Raw genomic sequence first — 24,909 nt, forward strand, 5'->3', positions numbered from 1 at the left:
TGCCAATTCGGACAGGCCGCGAATATTTGCCTATGCTTATTAATGGGGATTTAATGATTAATATAAGGTTTAACGGTCTTCTGAAAAGAATAGTGCTCTCATCACGAGGCGAGGCAAAAGATCACTCAGCCGCTTTTCAACTGCGCCATGGCAAGCAGCGTGTCAGAGCTTATCGTCGCAGAGCCGGTCAGGATCGAAAGTGCTGTCGACGTGGTGCCCGTGCCGTTGGCAACATCATACATGGCGGTGAAGCGTTTGATCAGATCGTCGACCTTGTCAGGATCCGCCAGATCCTTGATGTCGACGAAATTGTTGACCATCTCGGCTTGCTTGTCGACGTCCATGTTCGAGACATAACTGGACAGGTTGAAGGTCGTGGTAAAGAACTCGAAAAGCGCGCTGTCACCCAGAATGCCATAGGCGCTCGAAATCTCCGGCGCCTTGCGCTGGAAATAGAGCGCCAGGCGCACGCCGGTGTTGCTATCGCCCTGATCGTCCTCAAGCGTCAGCCTGACATAGGAGTCGATGGTATCGAGCACATCGCCGCGCTGCTGCACCGTCCCGGTGGGATCGGCGGAAATATTGCCGTCCTGATCGAAATTGAACGAGCCGACGAGTTCGGCAAAACGATTGTCGTCCAGCTTGTTGACATAACTGTCTTCGTCTTCGAGATCGGAAGAAAACATCTTCTTCAATTGGTCCGACGTGATATCGTCAGGGTTGAGTCCCTTGGCCACCAGTGCCAGGGAAACCAGGCGATCGTCGGCCAGAAATTCGCTCGCCGTGGTGATCGTCGCCATCTGCTCGCGATAATAGCTAATCTCGTCATCCGCCGCATCGGTCGCCTCGGTCAGCTCGTCCCCTTCGAGGTAGCGGATCTTGTTCTGCTTGTAATAGGCGGCATAGTCGTCGACGACGGATTCCGACATGGCCTGCAAGGGAACGGTGACGTCGCCAGCGCTGTCGAAGTTGAAGGCTTTGCGAAAGGCCACGAACCGGTCGTCGTTCAGGCTGTTGACATAGCTTTTGGCGTCCGTTGGATCGCTTTCGAGTATCTTCCGGACCTCGCTTCTCGAAACCTCGGTGGAATCGATGCCATAGGCGCGCAACGCCATTTCCCACATTTCCGGGAGATCGTCATTGTCGTCATCGTCGTCATCGGCATTCGACACGAGGAAATCATCGATCGAGATGACGCTGGCGATGCGCGTCGTATAGTTGTCGGTGGCATCTTCCGTGCTGGTGTTGGCGACCAGCACCTGATAATTTTCATCGAAGGCCGCCGTGGTCGTGGCGGTCTGTTCCGACGTCTGGGCGGTGTCGCCATCGGCAAGTGCGCCGTCCTCGTCGAAATTGAAGGCGTCGTGCAGATCGGACAGACCGATCGCGTCGGCGATGTCGGCGCTTTTCAACGCCGCGGAAATGAAAGTGTCGGATTCGTCGTCGGTCAGCGCGTAGGCGATCCTGAGATAGCCGACCAGCTTGTCGTCGTTCATCAACTGATCGACTGAGGTGACGTTTCCAATTTCTGCAGCGAAATAGGTGTCATAGGCCTCTCCGGTGTCCGAAGACGCAGCAGTCGACGAGGCCACCGCATACCCACTCGTCACCAGCGATATCTGGTCTTCCGACATCACGTCGCCGTCGGTCGAGCCGTCCTCGTTGAAGTTGAAGGCCTTTGCCAGGCTGACATAGACGTCGTCGCCGAGCTGGTTGACGAAACTGTCGGGATCGTCGAGATCGCTCGTCAAAACCTCCTTCAGAAAGCTGCTTGACGTATAGTCGGTGCTAAGACCGAAGGCCGTCAGCGCATAGTTCTTCAGCCTTGAACTCGACAGGAAATCATCGACCGAGGTGATGGATGAGATATTCTCTTCGAAATAATCCGTCTCATCCGCGATGTCATCAGCCTCGGTGTCGAACGACGTCTCGTAGGCATCGAGCAGATTGTCCCGCTGCACGTCCGATTGCGCCGTCTTCGTCTCGCCGGAAAATTTGAAGGCGGCTGCAAACTCGGCATAGCGGCCGTCGCTCAGGCTGTTGGCGAAGCTCGAGGAATCGCTGAGGTCGCTTTCCAGCACCTTCTTCATGAAGGCCTTGGCATAGGTCATGTCGTCGAGCCCGTAGGCCTTCATGGCATAGGAATAGAGCTTGTAATCACCCATGAAGTCATCGACCGTCGTGACCTTGCCGATGTTTTCCTTGTAATAGGCGCTGTCGCGGGCAACCGTGGCCTGGGATGCGACGTTCGAAAGACTGGCGCCGAGATTTCGAGCGACCGCGAGGTAGCTTACATAAGTGGAAACCAACGTCTGTCCCTCTAAACTCTGGTGTTTACGCAATTCCAAACGCAAAACCGCTCTGCGGCTTTTGCTGGATTTGCGCTAAGCACGGCGCCGCGCGAAAGCCTGACGGCAATCACGGGGAAATTTTTCATCTCTGCGGGAATTTCGTCGCCGATCATGGCGAGGCACAGCCACGTCCATGTGGCCGAATCGATTTAAAAGAACTATAGAGTTCTATAATTAATCTGATGCGGAATTGGAAGTTAAAAATGCGACGCGCGTCAGGCCGCGCCGACGCCGGCGGCAAAGATGGCGATGCACCGGCGAAGATGGGCAAGCAGCCTCGCCCGATCGGGCCACGCCTGGGCGCGCCCTTCCGGCGGGCCCATACCGCCGAAGATCATATCCATCAGCATGCGGGCCCCGCTTGCCGGGTCGTCGAGCGCCAACCTGCCTTCCGCCCGGCGATCGTTCAACCAGTCGGCAAGGTGTTGGCGGCTGGCAAGCATGCCTTCATGCTGCAAGATGTCGACAAGCTCGGGAAACTGAGCCGCCTCGCGAAAGACGAGTTGCAGGAAACCGGCACGATCCGCGTCCTTCTCCTCATCCATGTCGATCATGAAGATACGTTCGAGGCTCTCGGCAATCGAGAGATCTTCCACGGGCCTGGGCAGATCGAGCATCATACGCCGATGCGCACCGACGACGGCGGCAAACAGCTCTTCCTTGCTCTGAAACAGTTTGTAGAGCGTCTGTTTCGAGACACCCGCCTCAGCGGCGACGACCGCGGTCGTGCTTCCGGCATAGCCGCATTTTACAAAAACACGGCGAGCGATCTCGACGATATGCGCCCGCTTGTCCTCATCGCTGGAGACTTTCGGCCGGCCCCGCTTGCGCGGCTCATCTGCGGGTTCGTCGACACCATCCATGACGATCTAGACCGCCTTACCGAAGCGCATGCCGACGACCCGGAAAAGCGGACTGCGATTTCTGAGGGATGATTTTTCCGGTTGTGGCATTAACAATTTCGATTTAGAGAACTCATAAGTTCTGTAATGCGTTGCATCCCCACCCTCTAGCGATGGAGCGCTTATGACGACCATTTCCGCCACAACATCAATTTCTTCCTATTCCTATAGCAAGAACTCGACATCCGCATCCCAGGACATCCTATCCTGTAATACGGTTTCGGCAAAAAAATCAACCACAAGCCAGCAGTCCGACGAAGACACGACCAACAGCGCCGAGAAACTCATGGCCCAGTTGATGTCGCTGGCGATGAACGGCCTCACCGGTCAGTCCGGCTCCAGCCAAGACCAGGACGGCGGCGCAGGCATGGACGTTGCGCAGCTGGACAGCGATGGCGACGGCTATGTGAGCAAGGCCGAGTTCGTCTCAGCCCGGCCGTCTGATGTGACGGAGGATCAGGCCGGCACGCTGTTCGACAGTTTCGACAGCGATGGCACAGGCTCGCTGTCGGTCGATGCGCTCACTGAGGCCATGTTCGCCCAGCAGTCGCAACGTGCCGGAGGGCCGCCGCCGCCGCCCCACGACGATCCGTCCGCATCCCTGATCTCCGATCTCGATACCGATGGTGACGGGCTGGTGAGCAAGGCCGAGTTCGTCGCAGGCCGGCCGGCCGATGTGACGGAAGATCAGGCCGGCACGCTGTTCGACAGCTTCGACAGCGAAAGCGCCGGGTCTCTATCGGTCGATGCGCTGACCGAGGCCATGTCCTCTCAGTCGTCGCAACGTCCCGACGGACCGCCGCCACCGCCGCCCGCCGACGATGACCAGACCGCATCCCTGCTCTCCGATCTCGATACGAATGGAGACGGGCTCGTGACATTGGACGAATTCATGGCCGGCAGGCCGGACGACGTCAGCGAAAGCCAGGCGAGCCAGCTCTTTGATCTGCTCGACACATCGGGCACCGGTTCATTGTCCACTGCCACGGGCTGACGACCGCCTGGAACAGGACGATTTTAGGCCCGGTCGACCTAAAATCTGAATCCCGTTCTTAATTAGAGAGTGAGAGCATGATGCCGTCCGAAACCGCTCACACTTTTCGGCATCATGCTGTCGCAGGAACGCCGGCATAGCCTTCCGCCGAACAAATGGTGCGCCGCAATAGGCGCACGACATCAGCGCCCGGATGAACCGAAGCGCCTATCGCCATTACGGGGTCAGTCCAGACAATCAGATCATCGACCGGTGTGGGCTTTGCCCGGCGCCAGCGATGTCGTGCGCCCGCAATCCGGGAGCTGGAAGCCTGTCGTCACATGGCATGTTCCCAAACCACTAAGGATCGAGCCATGAGCATCTTTGGAAGCATGAAAACCGCCGTCTCCGGCATGAGCGCCCAGGCAAACCGGCTGAGCACGGTTTCCGACAATATCGCCAACGCAAACACCGTCGGCTACAAGGCCGTTTCCACGTCCTTCTCGTCACTGGTCCTGCCGTCCTCTTCAGGCAATTACAATTCCGGCGGCGTCCAGACATCCGTGCGCCAGGCGATTTCCGAACAGGGCGACATCTCCTATACGACCTCGGATTACGACCTGGCGATCTCTGGAGACGGGTTCTTTATCGTGGAAAGCCCCGACGGCACGCCGGTGCTTACCCGGGCCGGCGACTTCTCGGTCGACAGCGACGGCAATCTGGTCAACAGCGCTGGTTTTACCCTGATGGGGTATTCTTATGATTCCGGCTTGCCGGCGGTTGTCGTCAACGGTTTCGACGGGCTGGTGCCGGTTAATGTAGCCCAATCGGGCTTGAGCGCAGTTGCTTCGACCAGCGCCTATTTCAGCGGCAACCTGAATTCCGAGGCAACTGTCGTCACCGATGCGACGACACTGCCAAGCGCCAATTCCTCTACTGTCACCGACGATACGCAGAAGATGTCGCTGGTGGCCTATGACAGCCTCGGCGGCACCGTCCAGTACGACTACTATTTCACCAAGACGGGTGTCACGACGGATTCAGCCGGCGCGGTCACCGGAAGCACCTGGGAGGTCGCGGTTTACCGCAACGCCGATGCAGCGACCGGCGGCACGACGTCCTTTCCCTACTCCTCCAGTGCGGTGAGCGTCGCGACGCTCTCCTTCGACGCCGACGGCCAGCTGACGTCTTCGGCAGACACCGATATCGTCGATCCGGTCACGGCAAAGACGATCACCATGGATTATTCTTATTTCACCCAGCTTGCCTCCGACTTCTCGGCGACGGGCTCTGCCGACGGTCAGGCCGCCAGCGCCGTCAGCTCGGTATCGATCGGGACGGACGGCGTGGTGTCGGTCTCCTATGCGAATGGTGCGACCAAGGCGCTCTATCAGATCCCGCTTGCAACGGTCGCCAGCCCCGACAATCTGACGCTGCTCAGCGGCAACGTCTACAGCGCCAACGGCCAGTCGGGCGTTACCGTCACCGGCTTTCCGCAGACGAACGGACTGGGTTCCATCCAGTCCGGCGCTCTCGAAAGCTCGAACGTCGACCTCGCCGGCGAACTGACCGAGATGATCGAGGCGCAGCGCAGCTATACCGCCAATTCGAAGGTGTTTCAGACCGGCTCCGACATCATGGATGTCCTCGTCAACCTGAAACGATAGAGGGAGCGCCTGGATGTCGCTTACCTCCGCCTTGAACAGCGTGCAAAGTATCTTCAACAATACCGGCCAGCAAAGCAGCGTCGTCTCGACCAATATCGCCAATGTCGGCAATTCCGACTATGTCAGACGCGAGGCGTCGATCACGACGTCTCTGTCCGGCGCCCAGGTCGTCAGCATCAGCCGGGCGCAGGAAACTGCGCTGCTGGCCCAGTATCTGCAATCGAACGCCAAGGACAGCGCGCAGCAGACGCTGGTGACCGGCCTCGAAAGCCTGCAGTCGCTGATGGGCGGCAATGATTACGAGACCTCGCCGAGCACCTATCTCTCGGCATTTCAGCAAGCGCTGCAGACCTTCGCCACATCGCCGAGCAGCACGACATCAGCGCAATCGGCCGTCACTGCCGCGCAGGATCTGGCCAACTCGCTGAATACCGCAAGCGACGGCGTCCAGTCGATCAGAGCCGATGCCGATGCCGAGATCGCCACGCAGGTCTCGTCGCTGAATACGCTGTTGTCACAGTTCGAAACGGCCAACAATGCGGTCAAGGCGGCGACAGCGACCGGCGCCGATACGTCCTCGGCTCTTGACGAGCGTGAAAAGCTTCTGAAGCAAATCTCCTCGATCGTCGGCGTCACCACCGCCGTCCGCAACAATAACGACATGGCGCTCTACACCTCTGACGGCACCGTGCTGTTCGAGACCATACCGCGCACCGTCACCTACGTCCCGACCACAACCTACGTCGCCGGAACGGAAGGCAATTCCGTCTATATCGACGGCGTTGCGCTCGACGCCGGCGAGGGATCGACGACAAGCGCCTCGGGCAGCCTGCAGGCGCTGCTGCAGCTTCGCGACGAAATTGCCCCGACCTTCCAGGCTCAGCTCGACGAGATCGCCAAGTCCCTCGTCCAGGCCTTCTCGGAAACCGACGGCAGCACCAGCGCACCCGGACTTTTCGTCTGGAAAACAGCGGCCGGAGCAACCGGGGGAACACCCTCGGATTCCGACGATATCACCGGTATAGCGTCCTCGATCTCGGTCAATCTTGCCGTCGTTACCAGCGAGGGCGGTGATGCGACGAAACTGCGCGACGGAACGATCAGCGGCATCACCGATCTCAACAGTTCGGGCGACAGCGGCTTCTCGGACAATCTCGACGCCCTCTATACGGCGTTGACGGAACAGCGCTCGTTCTCCTCCGACGCCGGTCTTTCCACATCGCAAAGCCTGATGGACTACGCCAGCTCCTCGATCGGCTGGCTCGAACAATACCGCAGCGATGCGACGGCGGCCTCCGAAAACACATCTGCGGCGCTATCGCGCTCAGACGAGGCCTATTCCAACGAGGCCGGCGTCAACCTCGACGAGGAGCTGACGCTCCTCCTCGATATCGAACAATCCTACAAAGCGGCGACAAAGATCCTGAACGTCATCGACGAGATGTTCAAGTCGCTCCTCGATATAGCGAGCTAGTCATGAAAGCCTCTTTTGTCTCATCATCGGCGATGCAGAACGTCCTGCGTCTGACCATCAGCCAGTCCCAAACCAAGCTGCAGCAGGCTTCGACGGAGGCGACGACCGGAACTTACGCCGATATCGGCGTCTCCCTTGGCGCCGGCGCCGCGAAAACGATCAATCTCACCAGCGCCATCGACCAGGCCGCCTCGTTTCAGTCGAGCAATGCGGTCGTCGGATTGCGCATGGACGCATCGCAGACCGCCCTTTCCAGCCTCAAGGATGCCGGCGACAGCCTGGTCTCGAACCTGACCGCGCTCCAGGCGAGCCAGGATACGACCAGCATCGCCGTTGCCCTGCAGACCGCGGGCGCCACGATTTCTCAGCTGATCTCGACGGCGAACACCGAGGTGAATGGCGAGTTCCTGTTTGGCGGAACGAATCTCGACAGCCAGCCTCTGACCGATCAGTCCTCTACGGTCTCGGATGCGATCGTGACCGCGCTCGGCGATTATGCAACCGGCCTTGGAAAAAACGTCAACGAACTCACAGGCGAGGAAATCGGCACTTTCATCACCGGTACCGTCGAGCCGATGTTTTCCGAAAGCGCCTGGACGGACGCTTCGCAAGGCTGGTCGACCGCTTCCAGCACCGACATGACAAGCCGGATCAGCGGCTCGGAAACCATCACCTCGTCCACCAACGCCAATTCCGAAGGCATGCGTTATCTGGCGCTTGCCTCCGTCGTCGTCTCCGCGCTCTTCGGCCAGGATCTCAGCGCCGGCGCGCAGAGCACGGTGGCATCGAAGGCGATCGGTTATGCCGCGCAGGCGACTTCAGGCATCGTGACGCAGCAAAGCCAGCTCGGCCTCTCGCAGGAACGGGTCGAAAAGGCAAATGACGCGCTCGATGCCCAGTCGAGCCTGCTCCAAGGAAACCTCGTCGATCTCCAGGGTGTCGATGCCTACGAGGCGTCGGCACTCGTCAACCAGCTGCAGACACAACTGGAAACGGCCTACACGCTCGTCTCGAAACTCCAGGGCCTGAGCCTGGTCAACTATCTCTGACGGATTGAAAATGCGGGAATTCAAGCGGCTGCAAATACCGGCCTTAACGAGAGAGCCCAACATGAGCTGCTCCGAAATCGTGGCTGAGGCCGCCTTTGCGCTTGCCTCAGGCATCATCAATACGATCCCTTTCGTCGGCAGCAAGCTCGACGAGCAACAGGCCCAGGCGTGGCCGCGATCGGGGATTTTCACCGATGACGGCGTCGAGATGACGGGAACGCCCCCGGAAATCTTCGAGCTTTGCGAGCTCCTGGCCTCCTACATCGAGAAAGGCTCGTCATTCGACGTCTTCGAGGTTTTCCACAAGATTGCTCGAATCGACCGGTTGATCGACTGGCGTCAGGGTGCCTTGCTCTCCCCCGAGTCAGAGAACACAAGACATTGATAGAATAAGAAAAATACCTTCCGGAAGGCGTCGCGATCGAGTGTGCTCCGCCGGTGAGCATGGCAAGGACCGGGCTTGCATGCCGCCTGTGCGTTGCGGCAGTGTGGACTTTGCCATAGGGAAGACCAAGGACGATTGTCGAAGTCTGCCGGCAATGGTCTTTCACAGGCCGAGTGTTTCTTGATGTCAAAGCCGCGCGCGAAGCTTCCGTTCTCCGAAGAGACCTTGCAGGCCATGCTGGTCCGCGTGCTTCGCCCGCTGGTCAAACTCGCTCTCGCCTCCGGCTTCAACTTCACCGCTTTTTCGGTCGTCCTTCGCCGGCTTTATATCGAGGTGGCGGAGAAGGAATTCGCGCTGCCGAACAAGCAGCAGACGGATAGCCGCATCTCGCTGCTGACAGGCATCCACCGCAAGGACGTCAACCGACTGCGCGGACTGGCGCTTGACCCCTCGTTCCTGACCGTGGGCGTTTCGCAGACGAGCCGCATCCTTGCCCGATGGCTTGCCGATCCGCTTTATTGCGATGCCGAGGACAGGCCGAGCACCCTGCCCCGAACCTCAAGCGATGGTGGTCCCTCATTCGAGAGCCTGGTGAGCGACATCACCAAAGACGTCCATCCCCGCTCCATCCTCGACGACTGGCTGGACAAGGGCATCGTCGTTGTCGACGACAACGGCTGGGTCCGGCTCAACCTTTCATCGATCGTGCCCAATGCCGGCGACGAAGCCCGCCGGCATTATTTTACCCGCAACCTTCGTGACCATATGCAGGCGTCGGTCATGAACCTGATGAACGATCCTCCTCCCTATTTCGAACGCGCCGTTCATTATGATGGGATGTCACCAGCGCTCGCCGCCCGGCTCGACGAAATCGCGCGCGAGGAAGGGATGGCGATGCTTCTCAAGCTCAACAAGATCGCCCATCAGTCCATCAAGGACGACCCGGGCGGCCACAGCCGCTGGATCTCAGGCCTCTACGTCATGACCGAGGAGCGTGCGACGGATCCCCGGGCAGATTCCGCCTCCGGGACGGAGGCGGACGAATGAGCCCGTCAACGATCTCGAGACGACAGTTTCTCCTGGGCGGAATTGCGCTTCAGGTCCTGATACCTGCGATAACGGCCGCGCAGCCGACCGGCACCAGCGATCATGGGATCGGCGGATCCGGTCTTTCCATTCAGGGAGGTGGGGAGAACGAAGATCACGGTATCGGCGGAACCGGCATCGTCGGGACCATCCAGGGTTTCGGCAGCATCATCGTCAACGATATCCACATACCGTTCAGCGCCACGACGCCGATCGAGATCGATGGACGACGCGTTCCCGCCAGCGCGATGAAGGTCGGTCATGTCGCCCGGGTGCTGCTCACAGGCAAGCGCGCCGCCCGCATTACGATCGTCAGCGAAGTCCAGGGCCGCATCGACCAGGTTGATAAGACCGGGATAAGAATACTTTCGCAAAGCATCGACACATCAGATTTGCCAACGAAGGGCCTGCGGAAAGGCAAGCGGGTTGCCGTGTTCGGTATCCGCAAACCTGACGGCACGATCATTGCCCGGCGCATCGAGCCCCGCTCCGTCTCCGATGGCGCCCATGTCCGTGGTGTCCTCGTCAAGAGCGGCAACCGCGTCCTGATCGGCGGCCTTTCGCTTGGAAGCACGCATGGGTATCTGGCCGGCAAACAAACAGTCGTGCGTCTGAAGGCAGTCGCCGATCGATTGATCGTCACTCGTATTCAGCCCGAACCTGTCGTGCCGGGTCTGAAACACGGTACCGTCAACATCGAGACCTTCCGGCCGGGGGACAGAGGCATGGCGGGTTCTGGACCTGGGGGTTCAGCGCCGTCCGGGTCGATGCAACTCTCCCCCGATGGTCATGGCTTCGTCGATATCGGCGTACGGGATTCGAGCAGAATGACGGGCTTTCCCGGACCTAGTCCCAATGGCTTTGGTCCCCGCCCGCCGAATGGTCCCGGGAACGGACCCGGGCCCGATCACTCGCCTTTCGGCAGAGGCGGGCCGGACGGCGATTTTCCCAATCCGGGCAGGCGAGGTCCGCCACCCGGCCCTGGCGGCCCCCCTTCCGGCTCGGGGCCTCCCGGGTCGCCGCCCCCCGATCCGGGTCCGCACTGAAAACGCTGTCACCCACGTTGACAAATGGGAAATTTTCCCATTTTATTGCTCTTGCGAATCCTGCTTCGGGTGATTCCAGGAAGGGTTTACCGATTGGCTAACGGGTCCGCCCCATACCCGCTAGCCAATCGTCTGATTTTCAAACGCTTTTTAAGTCGAACCGTGTTTTCGCGTAATTTCCGAAACGGGTCACCGCCGACGCGATGGCCCCACCCGAACCAAGTCATCATCGCCCAAAAGGAATCAGAAATTGCTTTTGCTGGAACGCGAACCGGATATTTCGATCGATATGGACGAACCAACCGTCGTTGCAACCTGGGAAAACCGCGCGCAAATCATCAGCATAATGAACAGCGCGCTCCAGATGAGCCAAGAATTCCAACAGCTTTGGAATAGCAGCGGCGAAACCGGCCGGCTCAGCCAAGACGATACGGATAGATTGGTCGAGCTGCTGCGCGAGATCGGCGACCTCAACGATATGCTGATGCGATTGGCCTGATCCTCACCAGAATGATCCAATCCTGAAGGATTGGGATTTCTGCTTTCCCGAAAACTACCCCTAGGAAGCCGCTTACAAAAAAGACGACATTGCCACAACAGCTTTGAGCTTTTGATCGGTGGGATCCACCACAAATCGAAAGGTCTTTAAATGCAAGTAACCTGATGTGGGCAGTCTGTAGTCATAAACTTCGTTGTCCAACTGCGTAGAACGGCTACGAAAGAACGGAAAGTTATCGGCAAAAAAGACGAAATATTTCGTCTCTGGGTTAACAGTATAATTCATTGACTCTATGGTATCAAAAATACGATCAGCTTCTATTATTATCAAATCTTCATCAGCTTGATGGCGCGAAAATTGTGCTAGAAGGATGTGTGGATCAAACACATTTCTTTGGCCCGACACCCATATTTCATCACTGGATGACGGCATATCTAGTTGTGTCGTGTGTGAAGTCCCCCCGCTGGGCGGGGCGTCAAAGGCGAAACCCGAGCGTCCTAACAAATGCAAAGACAGCACGAAATAAATAAACATAGAACTATCCTGAACCGGTAGCGGTCTTATGCACCACTGGGCGCTATTCTTAATCTAACCGCCGATATCATAGGATTGTCATCTGCTCCCATCCGGCTGGTAGCCATTCATCGACAAATTCAAAGCTTTATGCCTTTATGAATCTCGCGGCTTCCATCGACGATTGCCTCAAGATCGAGATCCGTGCCGCTTTGCGGCGGAAGGCGGGCATAGAACGACATGGCTGGCTCGCGCCCGGCTTGACAGATCTCATAATATTCAAGAGCCCTCTCGACAATCTCGGCGATTGAACGATTTTCGCGCCGGGCAAGCCGTCGTGCAAGATCACGCGCCTTTGCGCTTCGTACGACAAGCCGAGATACGGCCATGCTGATCTCCTTTCCGATGAATAAAGCTTATCATCCCGGCCAGTGAGATAGTGGATTGGCGTACTATCAAAATGGCCATTGTCTGCGATCACCCCAATTTTGGACGACTGAGCCGGCTTTGCACAGGCGAGCCAACCCCCTGCCCAAGAAAGAATTAACCATATCTCAGCGTTCTTACGAAATAATGCTCCACGTAAATCAGGCGTCTCGAAGAAGAGAGGCCCAAAGTTATTTGGAGATGGTCCTTGGCCTTTACTATTGCGCGCAGTCTGGTGGCATTTGGCGTCGCCGTTTCCGCCGGCCTCTTCATGTCGATCGGATTGCAGCAATCGGCGCTCGAACGCTTGAAGGTCAATGGACCGGTTTACGAACAAGTCGTTTACGGCAAGGATCTGATCGCCGATATTTTGCCGCCGCCGCTGTTTGTCGTCGAATCTTACATGCTCTCCTTCGAGGCGAGCAAATTTCCCGAACTCACCGATACCAATCTCGCCAAGATCGCAAATCTCAAGGCCGCTTACGACGACCGACGCGCCTATTGGAAAACCACCCGGCTGCCGCAGGCCCTGAAGGACGAGCTTGAAAACGATGTCATCGCCAAGGGCGACGTATTCTGGGGAGTGATGGATCGCGAGATCATTCCAGCCTTGAACGCGAAGGATGAAGACAAGGCGCATGGTGCGATCGAGCAACTGCGCGTCGCCTTTCATTCGCACCAGGACGCGGTCGAGAAACTCGTTGCAAATTCCGATGCTTTTTTGAAGGGTGAGGAGCACAATGCCGCCTCGGAAATCGTCACCTGGACGATCTATGCGGGTGCTGCGGGTTTGGGGTCGTTCGGCCTGCTGCTCGTGGGTCTCTATCTCTTGCGTCGCCGGGCAATTGTGCCGCTCGATGGCATGAAGGCCTATATGGGCAATCTTGCCGATGGCGATTATTCGACGGACGTTCCCTATGCCGACCGTTCCGACGAGATCGGCGCCATGTCCAAGGCAGTGGCCGTCTTCCGCAACAACGCGCTCGAGCGGCAAGACGCGCAGAAGCGAGAGACGGCGCTTCGCGATGTGGAATTCGAACGCGAACGCAGCCAGATGGCCGAAAAAGCCGCCGAGGAGCAGATCCGCGAAACGGTGATCGATCAACTGACACACGGTTTGGACCAGCTGTCACACGGTAATCTCGATTGCCGGATCGCCACGCCCTTCGCCGCCGCCTACGAGACTTTGCGCGCCAAGTTCAACGACAGCATGGACGCACTTTGCGCCTCGATGGCCGAGATCGCCCTGACCTCCAGGCAAGTGGGCAGTTCCTCGGACGGCATTACCGGCGCAACCGAGAGTCTCGCGTCGCGTACGGAACAGCAGGCCGTGATGCTCGAAGAGGCCACGGCTGCCCTCGACGAGATGAATGCCAAGGCGAAAGATGCCGCCGAGCATGCCGGCAAGGCAACCGGCATGATGGCCGAGACCCGCACCAGCGCCGAACATTCGGCCGCCGTCGTTCGCGAAGCGATCGCCGCCATGGAACGGATCGAAGGTTCGTCGTCGCAGATCGGCGACATCGTCAACGTCATCGATGAAATCGCCTTCCAGACCAATCTTCTGGCGCTCAATGCCGGGGTCGAAGCCGCCCGTGCTGGCGAAGCGGGCAAGGGTTTCGCCGTCGTGGCGCAGGAAGTGCGCGAACTCGCCATGCGCTCGGCCAATGCCGCCAAGGAGATCAGGGCTCTGATTTCCACATCCTCGGCTCAGGTTTCCAGCGGAGTGCAGCTTGTCAACCGCACCGGCAAGGCGCTTCTGGAAATCGAAGGACAAGTCGAGCAGGTTGCCGGCCTGATTGCCCGCATCGTTTCGGTGTCCTCCGAACAGGCCGTGGCGATCGGCGAGATCAACGCCTCCGTCAACGCACTGGATGAAGTGACGCAACGCAACGCGGCCATGGCCGTCGAAACCGCCTCGGCCTGCCGGGCGCTCGGCACCCAGACGCAGACGCTGGAAGGGGTCGTCAACCGCTTCCAGGTTAATGCAAGAGCCAGCGCGTCAAGACCGCAGAGAGCGGCCTGACGTATGAGCAGCCGCCGAAACTCCGTTCACCTCAGCCTGTAATGATCGCCACGACGGCAACAATCGCCCGGTTTGACCAGACCGGGAAATTCCGGCGCGGATCTCGCGGGGCGCGCCACCCCGGCCCGCCCGATCGGATGGATGCGCGCGATGATGGCATCATCGAGATCGATGACAGGTTCGGCATGTCGAGCCAGGTCGGCGGTTCCCGACGAAAGATAAGATCGAGATCTCCCAGATCACGCGCGCCGACGAACTTTATGGGTCTTGCGGCGTTTCACGGCCATGGACACGGGCAAGACGACATACCTCACCTCTGCCGAACTCGGGCGGATTCGCCGCGCCGTCGGCATAGCCCGTCTAATGGATACCGCGGTCCGGTTGCCTATCGTCGGCGTACGGATCGGCGCGGATTCGGTTCTCGGTCTGATCCCGGGCGTCGGCGACATTGCCGGATCGCTGATCGGTCTTTTCATCATCGATGAGGCAAGGCGGCTCGGTCTTCCCGCCCACAAACTCGCCCGTATGGGCGTCAATCTCGGCGTCGACGCCGCCTGCGGTACGGTCCCTCTGATCGGCGATATCTTCGATGTCTATTTCAAATCTCACCGCCGCAACGTCGGCATCATCCTCGACCACTTCGGAGTAAACGAAGACGAGCTGAACCGGCGCATCTGACGAAGGCGGTCGTCCCGGAATTGCATCACGGCGGAGCGACCTTCCCCGCCAGAAACGCCAGAGCCGCGGCGCCGATAAGGCCCGAGTTCTGATCCAATGCCGCCAGCATCACCTTCACATCCTTGAATGCCGGCATCGCCCATTGGCTGATATAGGCTTGAATGCCCGGCTGTAGCCGGTCGAATTCGTGGGAAAGCCCTCCCCCCATGACGATAATATCGGGACTGAAGATATGGATCAGACTGGTGAAACCGCGGCCGAGAATTTCCGCTTCCTCGTCGATCAGCTGATTGGCGAGCCGATCGCCATTTCGAGCCGCCGCGAAAACGCTGCGGCTGTCGATGGCGCCGCCGTTACTGCCTAACGTCGTCTCGCCATTTCCCAGCGCCCGCATTTGGGCGCGCCGCGCAAAAGCCGGACCGGATCCATAGGCCTCGAAACAGCCCCGGTTGCCGCAAGGGCAAAGCTCACCACTCGGCACGACCGACATGTGTCCGACATGCGCCGCCATGCCCTTACGGCCGCGCACCACACGACCGTCCGAGATAACGCCACCACCGATCCCGGTGCTCACCGTGACATAGACGAGGTTATCAAGTCCTCTGCCGATACCGAACTGCCACTCACCGATCGCCGCGGCAATGGCGTCGTTTTCGAGATCGACCGGAAACGGAAAGCGCTTCTGCAACTCGGCCTTCAGCGGAAAATCGACGAAGCCCGAAAGGGTCGGGATATCAGTCGCGACACCGGCGACCGTATCGAGCGGGCCTGGGGCCGATACGCCGACGCCCACCACCGAAGCAGGCTTCGATGCTGCAAGCAGCCGATCGGTGAGGCCGCAAATCTGGGCGAGCACCCGGTCGGGGCCGGCCTGCGCATCCGTTGGTTCAGCCAAGCGCGCCAGGATCCTGCCCTGCTCATCGACAAGGGCGGCCCGCACCTGCGTTCCGCCGAGGTCTATACCAATGGCAACCTGCTGCATGTGGAGACCAAGAGTTAGAGTGCGCGGACCCATGCCATCCGCTCATCGAGCGACGGCGCATTGAAAGCCAGGGAACCGAGAACCACTGTTTCCGCACCGGACTGGCGCAGGAGAGGCACCGTATGCTCGCGAATGCCGCCATCGGCCGCAAGCACGATCCGATCGGCCGCACCGCAGCCGGCGATGATCTGCTTTGCCTGTTGAAGCCGGGCGCCGGCCTTTTCGTCGAGGCCCTGGCCCTTGACGCCGATCGCCGTGCCAAGCAGCGTCACAAAACGCAGCCGCGAAACATATTTCTCGATCCGCTCGACGGGGGTCTCGACCTTGAGGACCATGCCGGCTGCAATACCGCGGCGGTCGAGAAGATCGAGAGCCTCGTCGGCGACGCTTTCGTTTTCGACATGAAGGCTGATCAGGTCGCTGCCGGCATCGGCGAACTGCTCGATCTGCGACATAATGATGCTGTCTGCAACCATCAGATGAACATGGATCGGCCGCGCGGAGACTTTGCGCACACCGGCGACAAGGTCGGGAAAAAACAACATTGCTGGCGCGAAATGGCCGTCGGCGACATCGATATGGAGGATGTCGACGTGAGGATCGACACGCGCGAGATCATCGGCGAGGCGCATGAGATCGGCCGACCAGACGGAGAATTCGGCGATTAGCCGATCCTTCGGAAGATCGGCGATCCAGTTTTTTGGGGGGGTAGGCATTGTTTCAGAGCTCCTTCAGGAAATTGCCGATGGCAAGCCGAAAGTCGGCGACATATTGCGGGCGGCTCTCCGTTTTCGGCGTGATCTGCACGAAACGTGCGCCGGCAATCCGCGCAGCAAGAGCACGCGCGTGGCCAAGTGGATGAATGCTATCGCGATCATGGCCGATGACGAGCGTCGGCAAGGCCAGATTGCCAACATCCGCGTCGGTCACATCAGGGCCATCATTTGCGATCCTGGTCAGCAGTTCGGCGGTCACATCCAGAGGCGTGCGGGAGAAAAACCCGGCAAGCGAAGCGAGATTGTCCGGCGCCTCGGCGGCGAGCCGCACGCCGACGGGCCCGGCAAGAAATGCCTGCTTTGCCTCGCCCAGTGGCAGGGTTTTCATAAGCCGCCCGACTTCGGCATTGGGCGCCATATTGTCCGGCGCCGATGCCGTCAGCCAAGCCGGCCTTGCAATGATCAAAGCCTTGACGAGATCGGGCCGCTTGACGGCGAGACGCAAGGCGATCGCGGCACCCATCGAGATGCCGCCGATCACGATCGGCACCGCAAGGCTTTTCTCGATATAGACGGCGATATCATCGCAGAAGGTCGAAATCGACAGTTGCTCCAGATTGCCGGCCCGAGAACGGCCGTGACCGCGGGCTTCGACCGTAACCCGGCGATATCCGGTTTCGAGCGGAAAGACCTCATCCGTCTGTGCCGCGTCGCCGCATAGGCCGTGCTGGAATATTACCGGCACGCCCTCGCCCGCCATATCGACGTTGAGAATGGTCCCATCGCTGGTTTCGAACGGCTGAGCCCGTCTCATCATCCTCTCCCCGCGCCTTCGCCGCCGAGAGCACCTTTCAGGAAGGTCGCCGCACCGGCCGCCTCCGAGGCTGAGAGACCATGGGTGACAAGACTGCCGGAAAAGCCAATCGCCTTGAGGCGGCCGAGATAATGCCCATAGTCGAGGACGCCCTTGCCGGCGGTCGCGAAACTGCCGTCGGGATTGCGGTCTTTTGCATGCGCCATGACGATCCGATCGGCCAGAAGATCGATTGCGGAAGACACGGTGCGCCGCTGCTCATTCAGCGTCGCAACCTCGAAAAGATTGGCCGGATCGAGCACGATCTTGATGCGCGGGCTCTTCAGCGCCGTGATCAACCGATGGGCTTTCTCAGCCGAGTTGACCACATTGGCAAGCTCGGGCTCGATGCCAAGATCCACATTGTAGCGCTCGGCGATTGCGACGGCCGCCTCCATGGCTTCGAGGAGATCGCGCCAAGCTGCCGGCGTGTCGTTGTCGGCGTGCACCTTCCATTGGTCGATGGGGTCGCGTGTGCCGGTGCAAAGCGTGATCAGCCCCGTTGACATACCGGCGCAACGCTCGGCCAACGTCGCCAATCTTCGAAGCCCTACCTCGCGCAGGGCCGGATCGGGATGGATCATATTGTAGGTGCCGGATACGGCGACGATCTCGACGCCGCCGCTGCGTGCCGCCTCGGCGACCGAGCGCGCCTGAGCCTCGGTAATCGTCTCCGGCATTGGCGGCAGGCCCGAGCAGGCCATATTGTATTGCGCCGCGGTGAACCCGGCCTGCGCTACCGAATTGAGGACCGTCGAGGGCTCCGATCCGTCGAAGGTCTTTGCGAAGATGCCGAGCTTCATCAAACGCCACCCGTGACGTCAGCCAGCGCGACCGGCTTACCGCTTTCGACGGAACGCGCGACGGCGACCATCGCCCGTACGGAGGCCAGGCCATCATCGATGTCGGCGCCTTCCATCACCGTGCCATCCAGGATGGTGCGGGCGAAGCCTTCGACCTGACGGCGGTAGAAATGACCGTCGGCACCGAGAACGCGATGGGTTGCGCCATCCGCTTCCCGAAAAATGTCGACCTCGCTGGTCTTGTAGTACCACGGGTTATAGGTCTTGCCCAAAATGCTGCCGTTCCTGCCGTAGATCTGGAAACCTTCATGCCAGTCCATGCGCACCTGGACGGTGAGATCGAGGTGGCCGAGCGTGCCGGAGGCAAATTCCACGTCGACGAACCAGCACCAGATACCGGCCCGCTCGGAGAGGCGCGCGGCGACGGAAACGATGTCGCCGGCAAAATAACGGGCCGTGTCGATCAGGTGGCAACCATGCGCAAGCATGTAGTAGCGGCGCAGGTCGGCTTTCGGATCGGCGGAGGGTTTTCGCGCATTGGCGCTGGCAACGATCAGGGGCTGGACTGCATCGGTCATCGGATAACGGTGGGTGCTGTCGCAATACCATGCTTTCAGGGCGACCATCTCACCCATCTCGTCACGGATGAAGGATTTGGCCGCCTGGAGCCCGGCGTCGAAACGCTTCATATGCCCGACCTGAAACACCTTTCCCGACATGTCGACTTCGGCCTTCAATTCAAGGCATTCCTCGACGGTGACCCCGACGGGTTTCTCGCACAGCACATGCTTGCCCGCCTGGAGGGCGCGAATGGAGGTCGGGACGTGAAAGGCATCGGCGGTCGCGATGATCACGGCATCGAGGTCGGGATCGGCCAGCATCTTGTCGTAGTCGTCGTAGGTTTTACCAGCTCCATGGGTGATTGCCATACGTTCGCGGAGATCCGCGGCAACGTCGCAGATCGCATAGAGATCGGCATTGGCGGCCTTCGTGCAGCTCTCGAAGTGCGCGGCCTGGGCAATCTGGCCCGCTCCCAGTACGCCGATGCGGAGGCGCCGTTCCTGTTTTGCTGGCATCGATAAGCTCTCTAGGTCGAATGTTGAAGATAAATGCCGGTTTCGGCGCCGAAAGGAATGGCCCTGGTCCGAACTGCCATCAGCTTTCCCTGGTCAGTTCAAAGCCATGTGTGTTTGAGGATGGAAAAAGTGCAGTTTCGCCGGGTCGATTGCCAGATTGATCGATTGGCCCGTCTCGACGGCGCTGACAGCTTCGAAGCGGGCGACGGCGTTGGCGGCGCCGCTCAGGTCTTCGACGGCGTCGGGGTCGCCCGAGTCGATCCGGACCGCGTCGATTTTCAAATGCACGATCAACTCCGAGCCAAGCTCCTCGATCGACTTCACGACAACCGGGATCGTCGGATAGGATGCCCCCGACGGCAACTGGCTGTCGTAGAGATCCTCGGGCCGGACACCAAAGATCAGGGCTTTTCCCTCGAAGGCGGAAAGGCCGGGAGCCCGCTCAAAAGCGCCGTCGGACAGGGGGATGGAGAAGCCCGGCAGATGGATCCGCATACCCTCCAGACGCCCTTCGAACAGGTTCATCGAGGGCGACCCGATGAAGCCTGCGACGAACGCATTGACCGGGCGGTGATACAAAGCCTTGGGCGTGTCCACCTGCTGTAGCACGCCGCCCTTCAGCACCGCGACGCGATCGCCCATGGTCAGGGCTTCGGTCTGGTCGTGCGTCACGTAAATCGTCGTGACACCCAGCTGTCTCTGCAGGCTTGCGATCTCCGCGCGCATCTGCACACGCAGCTTGGCATCGAGGTTGGAAAGCGGTTCGTCCATGAGGAATGCCGCGGGCTCGCGGACCATGGCGCGGCCCATCGCGACACGCTGGCGCTGGCCGCCGGAAAGCTGCGCGGGCTTGTTGCCCAGCAGGCTTTCCAGCTGCAGGATCTTGGCAATCTCGTGAACGCGCTTGGTTCGCTCGGCCTTGTTCTTTCCGGCCAGCTTCATCGAAAAGGCGATGTTGTCGAACACCGTCATGTGCGGATAAAGCGCATAACTCTGAAAGACCATGGCGATGTCCCGGTCCTTCGGCGCAAGATCGACGACATCCTGACCGCCGATGCTCAAGGTTCCACTGCTGATTTCCTCAAGCCCGGCAATCATGCGGAGCGCGGTCGATTTTCCGCATCCGGACGGGCCGACGAGGATCAGAAACTCGCCGTCATGGATCGTCAGGCTCAGATCCTTGATCGCATGGTAGCTGTTTCCATAGGTCTTGCAGATTTTGTCCAGTACAACCACAGCCACGTCTCATCCTCCCGTATCAGTCCGCTCACGTCTTCGACCGGCGCTCTTCCCGCCACCTCCGATCCTTTCGACAAGAAAGCTCAGGCCTGAGCTTCAATGTCAACAAAAGAATCGATCACATTCCACGTCATCATTGTCGATATCTCACCGTATCCATTTGAAATATTTCACATTTAGTCCGAAAAATAAGATTAATCTGCGCGCTAATATTTTTTTACGCGCGTAACTTTTATAGCCGGCGCGGCAGCTGTTGAATGATGTTCGAACCCTGCGATCAATGTGTGGTTCTGCTCGGGCGGCCAGCCAGGTCGACACCGACTAACGGCACGCTAATCGTGACATCCAGGAATCGGGCGCGGCGCCGGCGCATTTTCCCCTGCCATCCATGCCAGGCAGGTCCGGTGGTTCGGCAGGCCCCGGCGCCCTCCGCGTGCGGTCACGGAAATGGCAGCCGCCGCTGTGGCATAGGCTACGCAATCAAGCGGGGTCTTGCCCTCGGCAAGGGCAAGAGCGTAGGCCCCGTGAAAACAGTCGCCGGCGCCGGTCGTGTCGACCGCCTGAACCTGATAGGCCGGCAAAAGCCACCGGGTGGGATCGCCTTTCTGGCGAAGACAGGTCCCTCGTTCGCCATCTGTCAGCACGACAGCGGACCGATCCGTTGACCAGAGCTTCTCCAGCATGATCCTTGGATCATCTTCACCGGTGTACTCTCTGGCGAAAGCGAGCGGCAGCACCAGATGGTCGGCGAAGGCGAGGATCCGGTCCGTCGCTGCACCGACCGTCCATTCGATATCGGCTATCACGGCAAGGCCGAGCGCGCGCGCCCGGGCCACAACACTTTCCGAATGCGTCGCGTAACCATCGATCAGCAGGACCGGGGCTTGGATCAAGACATCGTCGGGCAGCGCGTCCGACGTGCCGTGCAGCACATCGTCGTCGTAGGCTATGAACCGGTCGCCGTCGGGACTGACCGTAATCACCGAGCGGATCGGCGCGGCAGCGGCATGGCGCGGCGCCAGGGATATGTCGACGCCCTCGCGCTCGAGCTCGGCACCGGCCAGATCGGCCGCCGGCTCATTGCCGAGCCAGCCGATGAAGCCGGCCCGCCCGCCAAGCCGGGCGACGGCGACAAGGGCCGTCGCCACGTTGCCGCCATGGTCCATCGTCCGCTTCGTTACCTTCCCCTTGCCGGCCGAAAGCCCCCGATCGACATAGATGATGTCATCGATTGCCAGGGCGCCGAAGCCCAGAACCTGGAGCGAGCGCGACATGTCTCAAGCCCTGGCAGCCGCCAGTGCCTCCTCTGGCGCCATCCCCTTGTGAATGACGAGTTTGAAGGCGCGCGCCGCCATGGTCGTATCACCGTGGCCCCAGAGGTTGCGGCCGACGACCGCCCCCTTGGCGCCAGCGCGCAAAGCTTCCGAGGTCTGGACGAGCGCTCCAAGCAGCGTATCGGTCTTCGGGCCGCCGGCGATCACCACCGGGATCGGGCAGGTCGCGACGGTTTCCCGGAACGACTCGAAATCTCCGGTGTAGCCGACCTTGATCACGTCGACGCCGGCTTCGAAACCGATGCGCACCGCATAGGCAATTTCATCCGGGGTAAACACGATCTTGCCGCCGTCGGAGAAATCCCGGGGATAGACGTGGGCGACGACCGGCATCTCGTAGCGGGCGGCGGCGTTGACCGTGTCGGTCAGCCAGCGGATGTACTCTCCTTCGGTGGCGCCGCGCACTGGAATAGCGACAGCCAGGGCGTCGGCGCCATAACGCACAGCGTCTTCCGGGGTCGCAATCAGCTGGCGAATCCGGTCGTCGGCGGTGAAGCAACCACCCTGAATGACGAGGGCTGCCTTCCCGGCATATTCCGACCAAAGGTGCCGCGCAGCACCCGGCTGGATGCTGATGTAGTCTGGGCCTCCCGCCATAACGCGTTTGAGCGCGCCCGGCAGATCGGCAAGCCCGCCCTCACGAACATTGCCATAACCGACAAAATGATCGACCGCGCCTCCAAACAAATGACCCGATGGGTTGGAGAACAGGCGTGCGAGGCGGATTTTGGTTCCGAGACCCATGGCGATACTTCCTTTTGCAACTGCTGCTTTGCGATTGACGGCTTGCTGGAAAAACCCTAACTCGAAAACAAACAAATGTTCAATATTTCGAATTCTTTCGTTTCCACGCGGCAAGAAAATTTTTAACGTGCTTTTTTTGCTCTCGGGGGCTATTTCTTCAGCACAAACCGCACGAACACGCGGTTGGCTTTCGTTTTTCAAAAGTCGCGATATCGCAAAGGCGCGCGCGGCAGTCGGGATCGCACATGCTTGCAGAACAGAGGCGGCAGCAGATCATGCTGGAACTTCAACGGGTCGGCCAGGCCCGCACCCGCCAGCTCGCGGAATTCTTCGAGGTCTCGGAAGTCACGATCCGCTCCGACCTCGAGATCATGGATGCGAAGAAGCAATTGATCAAAACCCATGGCGGGGCAATCGCTCTGCCGTCCGACTCGCCGGCCGCAGCCTTCGAGGAACGCATGCAGCGTAATTTCGATGCGAAGCGACGTATCGCCCAGATGGCCGCGCGGCAGATCATCGACAACCAGTCGATCGTGTTCGACAGCGGTTCGACGCTGCTGCAGGTGGCCATGCAGATGCCCCCGGTCAACAACGTCGTGGTTGCGACGACGGCGATGAACATCGCCCAGCATCTGATGTACCGGCCGGGACTTGACGTGCACATGATCGGCGGCCGGGTGTTTCCCAGCACCGTCAGCACGATCGTATCGGACTCCGACAAGGCAGTCGGCGGTCTCGTCGCCCACCAGGTCTTCGTCAGCGCTCACGCGATCGATCAGGCCTTCGACGTCGTCGATGTCTCCGAGGATATTGCGCGGACCAAGCGCAACCTGGTTCGCATGGCCCGGCGTGTCGTACTTGTGGCGGATTCGAGCAAATTTGACATCGGCGCCTCCTCGAAAGCCTTCTCGTTGTCGCGCGTCGATCTGATCATCACAGACAGCAACATGCCGCACAGCATTCGCCACCGATTGGACAAGCTCGGCGTGGAGGTGCGCTACGCGTGACCGGCAGCCCGCCTCACCAATTCCGCCGGGAGCGGGGAGAGGCAGTGTCGCGCGCAGAAGGTTTTCGCCGACGCCGGGGCAAACGAGGCTCGCTAGAACCCCAGCTGTCGAAGCGTCTCGCGGTTGACGCGAACGGCCGCGGCCGGGTCGGTTCCTGCATTGTCCGATTCTTCCTCCACCACGATCCAGCCGGTGAACGCCGGCGCATCCCGAACGGCCGAAATCACGGCAGGCACGTCGCAGACGCCTTCGCCGAGCATCGCCCAGATCCCGCCGGCGTCGACATCCTTCAGATGCACGTAGCGGATACGGTCCCGGTAGGCCGAAAGCGTCTCGTTGATCTGCTGGCCGCCACGCAGGATATGGCCGGTGTCCGGCACCCAACCCACCCGTGGATCGAGGAGAACGAACAGGCGGTCATAATCGTTCCGAGTGAAGAGAAGCGTATTGTGGTGCGAGGAAGGGTGGACAGCAACGGCGACGCCGGCCGACCGTCCGATCTCGGTCGCACGATTGTAGCACTCCGCAGCGATAGCGAACTTCTCATCGCGCGGGCCATCCGAAACGACAGTGGCCGAGCCCATCGACACCATCGCACCGGGAAAGTTCGCTGCGAAATCCACCCATCGCCGCGCCGTCTCCAGATCGGAGGCGATCTTTTCCGCCAGCGTGAAGCCGCTGGCGGAGCCGAAGGCAAAGGACACCAGCGTCAGACCGGCATTCGAGAGGGTGCGGGCAAAACCCGCAGGATCGAGCGCGTAGTGACCGATCATCGTGTCGGTGATTTCAAGACCGGCATATCCGCCGTCGGCGATGGCGCGCACCAGATCATCCGGCCCGCCGCTCCAACCCTTGCCCAGCATTTCCCAGGTAAATGTCTGGCAGCCGATCTTCAGCGCAGAATTGTTCATTTCTTGGTCCTGACCTATCCGATGGTGACAGCCGATATACCGAAGCCGATGCACTCGCGCAGACGATCACTGGCGGCGCTCGGCGCCCGGCATTGCCGAAAAGCATTCTTCAAGGAGGATGTCGAACTCCCGAACGAGGACACTTCGGCCGGGATTGCGACGCCTCCCA

At 59.9% G+C, this 24,909-nt stretch carries 23 protein-coding genes and 1 pseudogene; 11 read left to right on the forward strand and 13 right to left on the reverse strand.

All coding sequences use genetic code 11. The features are described from left to right. Positions 1–125 precede the first annotated feature (125 nt). Together GR197_RS03950 and GR197_RS03955 are read right to left on the reverse strand one after the other, a co-directional pair. On the reverse strand, positions 126–2,309 hold the full coding sequence (locus GR197_RS03950; protein WP_164006775.1) for a DUF1217 domain-containing protein: 2,184 nt from the start codon (positions 2,307–2,309) through the stop codon (positions 126–128). A gap of 257 nt (positions 2,310–2,566) precedes the next feature. Beyond that, entirely contained in the window at positions 2,567–3,214 is a 648-nt protein-coding gene (locus GR197_RS03955; RefSeq protein WP_164006777.1) for a TetR/AcrR family transcriptional regulator, read from the reverse strand. 163 nt (positions 3,215–3,377) lie between these two features. On the opposite strand from GR197_RS03955, the gene GR197_RS03960 reads away from it, so the two are divergent. From GR197_RS03960 to GR197_RS03995, 8 genes and pseudogenes are all read left to right on the forward strand, one after another. Then, a complete protein-coding gene (locus GR197_RS03960) occupies positions 3,378–4,247 on the forward strand; it encodes an EF-hand domain-containing protein (RefSeq protein WP_164006780.1) in 870 nt (289 codons plus the stop codon). Between the two features lie 353 nt (positions 4,248–4,600). Then, on the forward strand, positions 4,601–5,893 hold the full coding sequence (locus GR197_RS03965; RefSeq protein WP_164006782.1) for a flagellar hook protein FlgE: 1,293 nt from the start codon (positions 4,601–4,603) through the stop codon (positions 5,891–5,893). Between the two features lie 13 nt (positions 5,894–5,906). After that, complete coding sequence (flgK, locus tag GR197_RS03970) at positions 5,907–7,367, forward strand: flagellar hook-associated protein FlgK (RefSeq protein WP_164006785.1); 1,461 nt, start codon at positions 5,907–5,909, stop codon at positions 7,365–7,367. A gap of 2 nt (positions 7,368–7,369) precedes the next feature. Further along, the gene (locus tag GR197_RS03975; protein ID WP_164006787.1) at positions 7,370–8,416 is read left to right on the forward strand and encodes a flagellar hook-associated family protein; all 1,047 of its coding nucleotides are present in this window, start codon (positions 7,370–7,372) and stop codon (positions 8,414–8,416) included. A gap of 10 nt (positions 8,417–8,426) precedes the next feature. After that, positions 8,427–8,801: a hypothetical protein gene (locus GR197_RS03980; RefSeq protein ID WP_164006789.1), complete on the forward strand. Its 375-nt coding sequence runs from the start codon at positions 8,427–8,429 to the stop codon at positions 8,799–8,801. Between the two features lie 154 nt (positions 8,802–8,955). Next, a pseudogene (locus GR197_RS03985) lies at positions 8,956–9,848 on the forward strand (DUF6502 family protein). Then, on the forward strand, positions 9,845–10,933 hold the full coding sequence (locus tag GR197_RS03990; protein ID WP_164006792.1) for a DUF5666 domain-containing protein: 1,089 nt from the start codon (positions 9,845–9,847) through the stop codon (positions 10,931–10,933). Before GR197_RS03985 ends, GR197_RS03990 begins: the two are co-directional and overlap by 4 nt. A 250-nt stretch (positions 10,934–11,183) precedes the next feature. Further along, positions 11,184–11,432, forward strand: coding sequence for a hypothetical protein (locus GR197_RS03995; RefSeq protein WP_164006794.1), 249 nt, complete (start codon positions 11,184–11,186; stop codon positions 11,430–11,432). 72 nt (positions 11,433–11,504) lie between these two features. Here GR197_RS03995 and GR197_RS04000 read toward each other — a convergent pair whose 3' ends face one another. Next, positions 11,505–11,966 (reverse strand): hypothetical protein, encoded by a 462-nt coding sequence (locus GR197_RS04000; protein ID WP_164006796.1) that lies wholly within the window; start codon positions 11,964–11,966, stop codon positions 11,505–11,507. A gap of 119 nt (positions 11,967–12,085) precedes the next feature. Further along, positions 12,086–12,334: a plasmid stabilization protein gene (locus GR197_RS32235; protein ID WP_164006798.1), complete on the reverse strand. Its 249-nt coding sequence runs from the start codon at positions 12,332–12,334 to the stop codon at positions 12,086–12,088. Between the two features lie 245 nt (positions 12,335–12,579). Between GR197_RS32235 and GR197_RS04010 the strand changes: the two genes are divergently transcribed. Further along, positions 12,580–14,397, forward strand: coding sequence for a methyl-accepting chemotaxis protein (locus GR197_RS04010; RefSeq protein ID WP_164006800.1), 1,818 nt, complete (start codon positions 12,580–12,582; stop codon positions 14,395–14,397). A gap of 285 nt (positions 14,398–14,682) precedes the next feature. Beyond that, positions 14,683–15,075, forward strand: a complete 393-nt coding sequence (locus GR197_RS04015) for a DUF4112 domain-containing protein (RefSeq protein WP_164006802.1) — start codon at positions 14,683–14,685, stop codon at positions 15,073–15,075. Between the two features lie 25 nt (positions 15,076–15,100). Here GR197_RS04015 and GR197_RS04020 read toward each other — a convergent pair whose 3' ends face one another. The 8 genes from GR197_RS04020 to GR197_RS04055 form a co-directional block, all read right to left on the reverse strand. Further along, the gene (locus tag GR197_RS04020) at positions 15,101–16,057 is read right to left on the reverse strand and encodes an ROK family protein (RefSeq protein WP_164007232.1); all 957 of its coding nucleotides are present in this window, start codon (positions 16,055–16,057) and stop codon (positions 15,101–15,103) included. Positions 16,058–16,071: 14 nt separating this feature from the next. After that, on the reverse strand, positions 16,072–16,773 hold the full coding sequence (locus GR197_RS04025) for a ribulose-phosphate 3-epimerase (protein ID WP_164006804.1): 702 nt from the start codon (positions 16,771–16,773) through the stop codon (positions 16,072–16,074). A 4-nt stretch (positions 16,774–16,777) separates the two neighbouring features. Further along, a complete protein-coding gene (locus GR197_RS04030; protein ID WP_164006806.1) occupies positions 16,778–17,587 on the reverse strand; it encodes an alpha/beta fold hydrolase in 810 nt (269 codons plus the stop codon). Then, positions 17,587–18,429, reverse strand: a complete 843-nt coding sequence (locus GR197_RS04035) for a sugar phosphate isomerase/epimerase family protein (protein ID WP_164006808.1) — start codon at positions 18,427–18,429, stop codon at positions 17,587–17,589. The genes GR197_RS04030 and GR197_RS04035 overlap by 1 nt, the downstream gene beginning before the upstream one ends. Beyond that, positions 18,429–19,505 (reverse strand): Gfo/Idh/MocA family protein, encoded by a 1,077-nt coding sequence (locus tag GR197_RS04040; RefSeq protein ID WP_164006810.1) that lies wholly within the window; start codon positions 19,503–19,505, stop codon positions 18,429–18,431. Before GR197_RS04040 ends, GR197_RS04035 begins: the two co-directional genes overlap by 1 nt. Before the next feature lie 93 nt (positions 19,506–19,598). Further along, positions 19,599–20,747, reverse strand: coding sequence for a sn-glycerol-3-phosphate ABC transporter ATP-binding protein UgpC (locus tag GR197_RS04045; protein ID WP_164006812.1), 1,149 nt, complete (start codon positions 20,745–20,747; stop codon positions 19,599–19,601). Between the two features lie 329 nt (positions 20,748–21,076). Beyond that, positions 21,077–22,018, reverse strand: coding sequence for a PfkB family carbohydrate kinase (locus tag GR197_RS04050; RefSeq protein WP_164006814.1), 942 nt, complete (start codon positions 22,016–22,018; stop codon positions 21,077–21,079). Between the two features lie 3 nt (positions 22,019–22,021). Further along, entirely contained in the window at positions 22,022–22,822 is an 801-nt protein-coding gene (locus tag GR197_RS04055; protein ID WP_164007235.1) for a class I fructose-bisphosphate aldolase, read from the reverse strand. Positions 22,823–23,067: 245 nt separating this feature from the next. Between GR197_RS04055 and GR197_RS04060 the strand changes: the two genes are divergently transcribed. Continuing rightward, the gene (locus tag GR197_RS04060; protein ID WP_164006816.1) at positions 23,068–23,829 is read left to right on the forward strand and encodes a DeoR/GlpR family DNA-binding transcription regulator; all 762 of its coding nucleotides are present in this window, start codon (positions 23,068–23,070) and stop codon (positions 23,827–23,829) included. A gap of 92 nt (positions 23,830–23,921) precedes the next feature. Here the strand turns inward: GR197_RS04060 and GR197_RS04065 are convergent, their stop codons facing one another. Next, complete coding sequence (locus GR197_RS04065; RefSeq protein WP_164006818.1) at positions 23,922–24,740, reverse strand: sugar phosphate isomerase/epimerase family protein; 819 nt, start codon at positions 24,738–24,740, stop codon at positions 23,922–23,924. Between the last annotated feature and the right edge of the window lie 169 nt (positions 24,741–24,909).

The organism is Rhizobium phaseoli (assembly GCF_010668805.1).
GTDB classification, from domain to species: domain Bacteria; phylum Pseudomonadota; class Alphaproteobacteria; order Rhizobiales; family Rhizobiaceae; genus Rhizobium; species Rhizobium phaseoli_A.

What these genes read in the sequence shown, in the direction of transcription:
- GR197_RS04040 (WP_164006810.1), bottom strand. Translation starts at nt 19,505, where the DNA reads ATGCCAGCAAAACAGGAACGGCGCCTCCGCATCGGCGTACTGGGAGCG.
- GR197_RS32235 (WP_164006798.1), bottom strand. Translation starts at nt 12,334, where the DNA reads ATGGCCGTATCTCGGCTTGTCGTACGAAGCGCAAAGGCGCGTGATCTT.
- GR197_RS04020 (WP_164007232.1), bottom strand. Translation starts at nt 16,057, where the DNA reads ATGCAGCAGGTTGCCATTGGTATAGACCTCGGCGGAACGCAGGTGCGG.
- GR197_RS04030 (WP_164006806.1), bottom strand. Translation starts at nt 17,587, where the DNA reads ATGAGACGGGCTCAGCCGTTCGAAACCAGCGATGGGACCATTCTCAAC.
- GR197_RS04015 (WP_164006802.1), top strand. Translation starts at nt 14,683, where the DNA reads ATGGACACGGGCAAGACGACATACCTCACCTCTGCCGAACTCGGGCGG.
- GR197_RS04035 (WP_164006808.1), bottom strand. Translation starts at nt 18,429, where the DNA reads ATGAAGCTCGGCATCTTCGCAAAGACCTTCGACGGATCGGAGCCCTCG.
- GR197_RS04065 (WP_164006818.1), bottom strand. Translation starts at nt 24,740, where the DNA reads ATGAACAATTCTGCGCTGAAGATCGGCTGCCAGACATTTACCTGGGAA.
- GR197_RS03965 (WP_164006782.1), top strand. Translation starts at nt 4,601, where the DNA reads ATGAGCATCTTTGGAAGCATGAAAACCGCCGTCTCCGGCATGAGCGCC.
- GR197_RS03960 (WP_164006780.1), top strand. Translation starts at nt 3,378, where the DNA reads ATGACGACCATTTCCGCCACAACATCAATTTCTTCCTATTCCTATAGC.
- GR197_RS04055 (WP_164007235.1), bottom strand. Translation starts at nt 22,822, where the DNA reads ATGGGTCTCGGAACCAAAATCCGCCTCGCACGCCTGTTCTCCAACCCA.
- GR197_RS03975 (WP_164006787.1), top strand. Translation starts at nt 7,370, where the DNA reads ATGAAAGCCTCTTTTGTCTCATCATCGGCGATGCAGAACGTCCTGCGT.
- GR197_RS03955 (WP_164006777.1), bottom strand. Translation starts at nt 3,214, where the DNA reads ATGGATGGTGTCGACGAACCCGCAGATGAGCCGCGCAAGCGGGGCCGG.
- GR197_RS03980 (WP_164006789.1), top strand. Translation starts at nt 8,427, where the DNA reads ATGCGGGAATTCAAGCGGCTGCAAATACCGGCCTTAACGAGAGAGCCC.
- GR197_RS04000 (WP_164006796.1), bottom strand. Translation starts at nt 11,966, where the DNA reads ATGTTTATTTATTTCGTGCTGTCTTTGCATTTGTTAGGACGCTCGGGT.
- GR197_RS03990 (WP_164006792.1), top strand. Translation starts at nt 9,845, where the DNA reads ATGAGCCCGTCAACGATCTCGAGACGACAGTTTCTCCTGGGCGGAATT.
- GR197_RS04025 (WP_164006804.1), bottom strand. Translation starts at nt 16,773, where the DNA reads ATGCCTACCCCCCCAAAAAACTGGATCGCCGATCTTCCGAAGGATCGG.
- GR197_RS04050 (WP_164006814.1), bottom strand. Translation starts at nt 22,018, where the DNA reads ATGTCGCGCTCGCTCCAGGTTCTGGGCTTCGGCGCCCTGGCAATCGAT.
- GR197_RS04060 (WP_164006816.1), top strand. Translation starts at nt 23,068, where the DNA reads ATGCTTGCAGAACAGAGGCGGCAGCAGATCATGCTGGAACTTCAACGG.
- flgK (WP_164006785.1), top strand. Translation starts at nt 5,907, where the DNA reads ATGTCGCTTACCTCCGCCTTGAACAGCGTGCAAAGTATCTTCAACAAT.